Origin of the sequence: Limnobacter sp. UBA3528 (genome assembly GCF_002377005.1) — a bacterium.
Taxonomy (GTDB): domain Bacteria; phylum Pseudomonadota; class Gammaproteobacteria; order Burkholderiales; family Burkholderiaceae_B; genus Limnobacter.
Genome location: NZ_DFOZ01000026.1, coordinates 87,900 through 95,012, shown reverse-complemented (window position 1 = coordinate 95,012; position 7,113 = coordinate 87,900). Strand labels below are relative to the sequence as shown.

Here is a 7,113-nt window from a genome sequence, read left to right as displayed (position 1 = left end):
GGACAGCGGCTAGAAAAGGGCCGCAATAAAGGTCCGAATATACGGCTGCATCCTTGATTCGAGTCAAGCCAAAAATACCAACAAGACCATTGCGCAATCGGAGGCGTCCATATACGGCAAAAAACATGGCCGAGTCTCGGTGTTGGCTATTCGCCAAACGCTGCGAATGAATTCACAAGGGGCGGTTTTCTTGAATGTGCGGAACAGGCAAACCCACTGCCGAGTTGGCTGTGGCATCAACGCCGGCGAATCAATGGCTCATCGCCAATCAGCAGCGTGGGCATTAAGCAATCACGCAGCAGCAAGTCGCCACAAGCTGGTCACTTCCTTGCACCTTGCATCAAACAGCACATCGCTGGCATCAAAAGCCTTGCCATGCTTGGGCTTAGCATCCAGCCTACCTAGCACCTTCAAACCTGCCAGTTCAATCCAACCCAACAATTCTTCGCGCGTGCGTAGTTTCAGGTGTTCTGCCAAATCAGACAAAATCAACCACCCTTCTCCGCCTGCATTCAAATACGCGGCCAAGCCAGCCAGGTACGCTTTCAGCATGCCGCTGTTTTCATCGTAAATGGCGCGTTCAATCGGTGAAGTGGGCTTGCCCGGCAACCAGGGTGGGTTGCACACAATCAAATCGGCTTTGCTGTCGGGAAACAAATCGGCCTGCACCACTTTCACCTGCTTGCCCATGCCCAAATTCTGGACATTGAATTGCGCACATTCCAGCGCGCGCGGGTCGTTGTCGGTGGCCACAATATTGCTCAACCAGCGTTGAGCCAGCACGGCTGCCAACACGCCCGTGCCCGTACCTACATCTACCGCCGAGCCGTTGACTTCACAGGCTTTGGGCATGGGGGCTTTCAGCACCAGATCAACATACTCGCCCCGCACCGGGGAAAAAACCCCGTAGTACGGGTGAATGCGGTTGTTGGGAGGATCGCCAAGCGCGGGTACATCCACGCCTTTTTTGCGCCATTCATGCGCACCTACCACGCCCATCATCTCGCGTAGCGAGGTCACAATCATTGGGCCGTCCACTTGTGGCTCGCCCCAGGCTTCCGTGCACGCCAACAACACATCGGGTGCGCGGCGCAGGGGAATACTGTAATCGGCGTTGAACGGAATCAGGATTGAACCCAGAATTCGCGCGCGCTGTGCCTGGGTTTGGCGATACAAATGAAATTTTTGGGGATATTCCACGTCGGCCTTGCCTGCCTTGGCCGACTTGCTTTTCTTGTGCTCGGCATTTTTGTCCACACGGCGCACCAAGGCTTGCATCAACTGACGAGCATTTTGAAAGTCGCTTTGCCACAAAAACACATTGCCCTCACAGGCCAGGCGGTAAGCCATGTCAGCGGTCAGGGTGTCGTCAGCCAGCATCACTTTGCCGGGCACCGCCAAATTGCGCTCCGATTGCCAGCGCGCGCTGAACGTTTCCTCGCCTTTGGTCCATTGGATCACAGGGGTTTCTTGGGCTGATTGCATGCGGGTTCTCGCGGTGAATGGCGGGTCGGATCGTGTAAACTTCTTCAGGGTCGCAGTGTACCACCTCGGGTGGTTATCTCCCCCGAATTTACCCCCTCCAATTAAGTGGCTGTTGTCTTGATTAAACCGTCTGTCGTCATCGTAAGCCCCGCTCTTGCGGATTCCAACAATGGGAATTGGCAAACCGTCCGCCGCTGGCAATTGTTTTTATCCGGGCATTTCAATGTGCGCATTGTGAAGCACTGGGAAAACACACCCACCACACAACACGATGTTGCAATGATCGCGCTGCATGCACGGCGCTCCGCCGATTCAATTGCTGCTTGGGCACACAGCCGTGGTGCGGATGCACACGGAAGCCCCGGGCTGATATTGGCGCTGACCGGCACCGACCTGTACCGCGACATCGAAACCGATGAAACTGCGCAAAAATCGCTGGAATTGGCACAACATTTGATCGTGTTGCAAGAAAAAGGCACAGAGAAACTCAGCGAAGCCTTGCAGGAAAAGACCTCTGTTATTTTTCAGTCCACCACGACACGCAAAACCCTTTCGAAGGCCAAACGTCGTTTGAAGGTGGTCATGGTGGGCCATTTGCGCGATGAAAAAATGCCCCAAACCCTGATGGAAGCGGCCGTGTTGTTGCGTGGCTACCCCGACATTTACATTGATCACATTGGTGGCCCCCTGGACCCCGAACTGGCCCAAGCCGCCGAGGAAACCATGCAGGCCTGCCCCAACTACCACTGGCTGGGCAATCAGCCACATGGCGCTACCCGAACACGCATTCAACGCGCCCATGTGCTGGTGCACGCCAGCAAAATGGAAGGCGGAGCGCATGTCATCATGGAAGCGGTGTGCAGCGGAACCCCGGTGGTGGCCAGCTACATTGATGGCAATATCGGCATGCTGGGCGCAGGTTACCCGGGTTATTTCCCTTTGGGCAATTCGCATGCCCTGGCCAATATGCTGACCCAGTTGCAAGAAGACATAGTGAATCCGAAACCCCTGCCACCGGGTAAATCCAGTTTGTACACCAAGCTAAAAAACCAGTGCGCCGAGCGAGCGAAATTATTTGCCCCGGAAAACGAACAAAATCACCTAATTCGACTCGTACAACGAGCCATTCAAAACAAACAAGAAGTAAACAATGCAAACATCTGACCAACCCATTCTTCGTGACATCGTTTTAGTTGGCGGCGGTCACAGCCATGTGGGTGTGCTGCGCATGTTTGGCATGAAGCCCTGGCCCGGTGTGCGCCTTACCCTGATTTGTACCGACATTCACACCCCCTATTCCGGCATGCTGCCCGGCTACATTGCGGGCCACTACAGCTATGACGACGTTCACATCGACCTGGGCCGCCTGTGTGCATTTGCGGGTGCACGCTTGTTCAAAGATGAAGTGGTGGGCATTGACCGCGCCAATCAAAAGGTGATTTGCAAAAACCGACCACCCGTGGCTTACGACGCCCTGTCGATCAACATTGGCAGCACGCCGCAAGTGCAACTGGTACCGGGTGCTTTGGAAAACGCGGTGCCCGTGAAGCCGATTGCACGATTCAACCAGCGCTGGGTAAGCCTGTTGGAGCGAGTAAAAACCCACGCAGGCAAAACCACCATTGCCGTAGTGGGTGGTGGAGCCGGTGGTGTTGAACTGGCGCTGGCCATGCAGTTTCGCTTGCGCAACGAACTGCGCACCATGGGCCGCAACCCCGATGAACTTGAGTTTCACCTGTTCACCGCCGATACCGATGTACTGCCCACCCACAACGCTGGCGTACGCGCTCGTTTCGAGAAAGTGCTGACCGAGCGCGGCGTGGTGCTTCACCGTGGTGCAGAAGTGGTTCAGCTCGACGGCCACAACCTGCAAACCAAACAAGGTGAAAACCTGCATGCCGATGAAATCATGTGGGTCACACAGGCTGGTGGTGCAGCTTGGCTGAAGAACACCGACCTTGAACTGGATTCCCGTGGCTTTATCAATGTGGGATCAACCCTGCAAACCACGCGCGACCCCAAAATTTTTGCAGCAGGCGACATCGCCAACCTGACCAGCACACCACTGGAAAAAGCCGGTGTGTTTGCTGTACGCATGGGCAAACCACTGACCAAGAACCTGCACCTGTTTGTGCAGGGGGCCGACCTGCTGGAATACCGACCCCAAAAAACCTGGCTGGCTTTGATCAGCACTGGCGACAAATACGCCGTGGCGTCCAAAGGCTCCTTGGGCTTTGCGGGCGCTTGGGTGTGGCAGTGGAAAGACTGGATTGATCGCCGCTTCATGGCGAAATTCAGTGAATTTCCTGAGATGGACCCCAACGCAAAGCCGGCTGGTGGTAGCAGCACGCCCAACCTCGCATTGACTCAGGAAGAAAGCCTACAGGCCATTTCAGCCATCGCCATGCGCTGTGGTGGTTGCGGTGCCAAGGTGGGTTCAACAGTTTTATCTCGCGCACTCGGTAACCTAAAGCCTGTTGATCGCGAAGATGTATTGGTGGGCCTGCATGCCCCTGACGATGCTGCGATTGTGAAAGTACCCCCCGGCAAAGCCATGGTGCACACAGTCGACTTCTTCCGGGCTTTTGTAGACGACCCTTACATTTTCGGCAAAGTTGCCGCCAACCATGCGCTGGGCGATGTATTTGCCATGGGTGGCGAGGCGCAATCGGCCACCGCCGTGGTCACCGTACCACCCGGGCTGGAATCGAAAGTTGAAGAACTGTTGTTTCAAATGATGAGCGGTGCAGTTGAAGTGTTGAACGAAGCAGGTTGCGCACTGGTGGGCGGTCACACTGGTGAAGGTCGTGAGTTGGCCTTGGGCTTTGCCATCAATGGCTTGGTCGATGAAAACCTGGACGGCGTGATGATCAAAGGTGGCATGCGCCCCGGCGATGCAATATTGCTGACCAAACCAATTGGTACCGGGACACTGTTTGCCGCCTTGCCCCAGTTGAAAACGAAGGGTCGTTGGATTGATGCAGCACTGGAATCGATGGTGAAGAGCAACCGAATTGGCGCACAGTGCCTTCGTGAATATGGATCGAAGGCCTGTACCGACCTGACTGGTTTTGGGCTGTTGGGCCATTTGGTGGAAATGACCCGCCCTTCAGAGGTAGACGCTGAACTTGATCTAAGCGCCCTGCCTTTGCTGGACGGCGCACTTGAAATGGTCAGCGCTGGCATTGTGAGCTCTCTGCAACCGGCGAACGTGCGCTTGCGCCGCGCCATTCGAAATCAGGCTGAGTATGTGAATGACCCGCGCTACCCGCTGATATTTGACCCACAAACAGCAGGTGGTTTGCTGGCCACCGTGCCCGGTGACAAAGCCGAAGCCTGTGTGGCTGCATTGAAGAAACTGGGCTATGAACACACCGCCATTATTGGCCGCATACTGCCTCAGGGCGAAGCCATTGAACCGATAGTATTGAAGGGTTAAGGAAGCACTTGATGCCACATGCTGTTCAACAACACTGGAAGAAAACCACACTGATGCTGGTCGCGGCGGTGCTGTTGTTGGTGTGGCTGAATGCAGATGTGTCGCTGCAAGACATGCTGGCTGCCCAGCGCGAATTGGCCATGCACTTTATGGACAACCCGACGTTGGTCACTGTCATTTACTTCGGTGTATTTGTATTGCTCACAGCGCTGTGCCTGCCCGGTGCAGGCGTGTTGATGCTGGTGGGTGGCGGCTGCATGGGTTTTGGCTTGTGCATGGTCGTGTCCACTGCAGCGTCGGCTTTGGGTGCCTTGCTCACCATGCTGTTTGCGCGGCACTTTTTCCGATCCTCAGTTGAAAGCCGCTTTGCCAACAAGCTGAATGACATCAACAAAGGCATTGAGAAAAACGAAGTGGCTTACTTGCTCAGCCTGCGACTGGCACCCATCATTCCTTTCGTTGCATTCAATCTGCTGGCTGGCCTTACACGTGTAAAGCCGTGGACCTTCTTGTGGACCAGCTTTCTAGGCATGCTGCCTGGCACCATGCTGTATGTGAATGCGGGCAATGAGCTGGCCAAGGTGAACAGGCTTGAGGAGCTTATTTCGCTTGAGGTGGTCATTTCACTGGCCGCACTGGCTTTGGTGCCGTTCCTCATTCAGTGGGGAACTCGGCAATTTCAACTGCGAAAAGCGGTTTAGCACAACCGGCTGGTTCACTTGGCCCAATCAGCTCGTGTTCCGATCTCTCGCCAGAAAACCTGTATATCCCTTGCTGAGCCTTACGATGCCTGAGAACGCCCCTCCAAAAAGCGAGTCGGGCGCGTTCTCTGTCGCCCATACTGGGACGACACCGGCCCTGCTCGACACGCAAGGGCAGGTTTTCTTGAAGGCGAGACGATCGAAACACCGACGCCGATTGTGCCCTGAAACCTGCTGTGAACTGCGCGGCGGTAGATAGTAGTTCGCACCAGTTGCGCTGTGACGCGAACTTGCTGGTGAGCCGCTGGCGCTAGTTTAAGCCAACTCGGCAGTGGGCTTGCCTGTTCCGAACTTCAAGAAAACCGCCCCGTTTGAACCAAGGCTTCAATGCTCGCCCGTAGGCGACACCCAAGACCCGACCATCTTTCTTGTCGGGCTTGGGTGAATTGAATGCCTTGGCTCAAAAAGGGATCAAGCGGTTTTCTGTGAGGAAGCAGGTAACCCCGTCGAGTTGGTTATAACTAAGACAACCCCGCCGAGTTGGCTATAAATTAACGAATGTCAAACAACTCGACATCAAACACCAAGTCGGTGTTGCCAGGAATCGGACCCGCACCACGCGCGCCATAGGCCGTGTCTGAAGGACAAAACACGATCGCACGATCACCCACCACCATTTCGCACAAAGCCTGAGTCCAGGCAGGAATCACACGGTTCAAAGGGAAGGAAATTTTTTCATTGCGCTTGATCGAACTGTCAAAAACGCGACCGTCCAGGAAGGTGCCTTCGTAGTGCACTTCGACGATTGAATTGGGTGTTGGCTTTTGCGTACCAGTGCCGCGCTTTTTGAAAGTCAGCTTCACGCCAGATGGCAGTACGAGTTCGTCGCCAGCGGCGGCGTTGTTGGTTGAATCAGTCACGGCATTACCCCAGGTAAGAATTAAGACAAGCGCCTATTCTAACCCGGGGTGTTCAATCAGCTGGAAATTCAGCCTTGAAATCAATAGGTTTTGTAAGGCAGAAATTTGCCACTCATATTGATACTAACGCGGTCGCCCATGGGGTTTGGCTCACGCTGCAAATCCATTTTGAAGTCGATGGCGCTCATGATGCCGTCGCCAAACTCTTCATGAATCAGTTCCTTGAAGGTGGTGCCATACACGCTAATCAATTCATAAAAGCGATAAATCAGGGGGTCAGTGGGCACGGCCGTGGGCAGCGATCCTTTGTAAGGCACCACTTGCAGGCAATCTACCGCTTCAGGTGGCAAAGCCAAATACTCACCAATTTTCTTGGCCTGCTCCTCAGTCAAGGTCATCTGGCCCAGCAATGCAGCTGTACTCCATTCCTTGGACTGGCCCAGTACTTTGGCGCAGTCGTCCCAAGTGCATTTTTTCTTGCGCTTGGCCAATACAATCATTTCGGTTACGTCGGTTCGTTTCATGGTGCACTCCTTTGAATCAAATTTAGTGGGGGTGTTGTCTCGGT

General features: G+C 54.6%; 6 protein-coding genes. 3 read left to right on the top strand and 3 right to left on the bottom strand.

All coding sequences use genetic code 11. The features are described 5' to 3' along the window. Positions 1-291 precede the first annotated feature (291 nt). Positions 292-1,485 (bottom strand): class I SAM-dependent methyltransferase, encoded by a 1,194-nt coding sequence (locus tag B4N58_RS07785; protein ID WP_291747773.1) that lies wholly within the window; start codon positions 1,483-1,485, stop codon positions 292-294. Between the two features lie 117 nt (positions 1,486-1,602). On the opposite strand from B4N58_RS07785, the gene senB reads away from it, so the two are divergent. The 3 genes from senB to B4N58_RS07770 are packed head-to-tail and all read left to right on the top strand — an operon-like array spanning position 1,603 to position 5,625. Next, positions 1,603-2,649, top strand: coding sequence for a selenoneine biosynthesis selenosugar synthase SenB (gene senB / locus B4N58_RS07780; RefSeq protein ID WP_291747768.1), 1,047 nt, complete (start codon positions 1,603-1,605; stop codon positions 2,647-2,649). Continuing rightward, complete coding sequence (gene selD, locus B4N58_RS07775; RefSeq protein WP_291747766.1) at positions 2,636-4,924, top strand: selenide, water dikinase SelD; 2,289 nt, start codon at positions 2,636-2,638, stop codon at positions 4,922-4,924. The genes senB and selD overlap by 14 nt, the downstream gene beginning before the upstream one ends. An 11-nt stretch (positions 4,925-4,935) precedes the next feature. Further along, positions 4,936-5,625, top strand: coding sequence for a TVP38/TMEM64 family protein (locus tag B4N58_RS07770; protein ID WP_291747763.1), 690 nt, complete (start codon positions 4,936-4,938; stop codon positions 5,623-5,625). A 551-nt stretch (positions 5,626-6,176) separates the two neighbouring features. Here B4N58_RS07770 and B4N58_RS07765 read toward each other — a convergent pair. Next, positions 6,177-6,545 (bottom strand): FKBP-type peptidyl-prolyl cis-trans isomerase, encoded by a 369-nt coding sequence (locus B4N58_RS07765; protein WP_008250135.1) that lies wholly within the window; start codon positions 6,543-6,545, stop codon positions 6,177-6,179. 80 nt (positions 6,546-6,625) lie between these two features. Then, positions 6,626-7,069: a cyanase gene (cynS, locus tag B4N58_RS07760; protein ID WP_008250133.1), complete on the bottom strand. Its 444-nt coding sequence runs from the start codon at positions 7,067-7,069 to the stop codon at positions 6,626-6,628. Between the last annotated feature and the right edge of the window lie 44 nt (positions 7,070-7,113).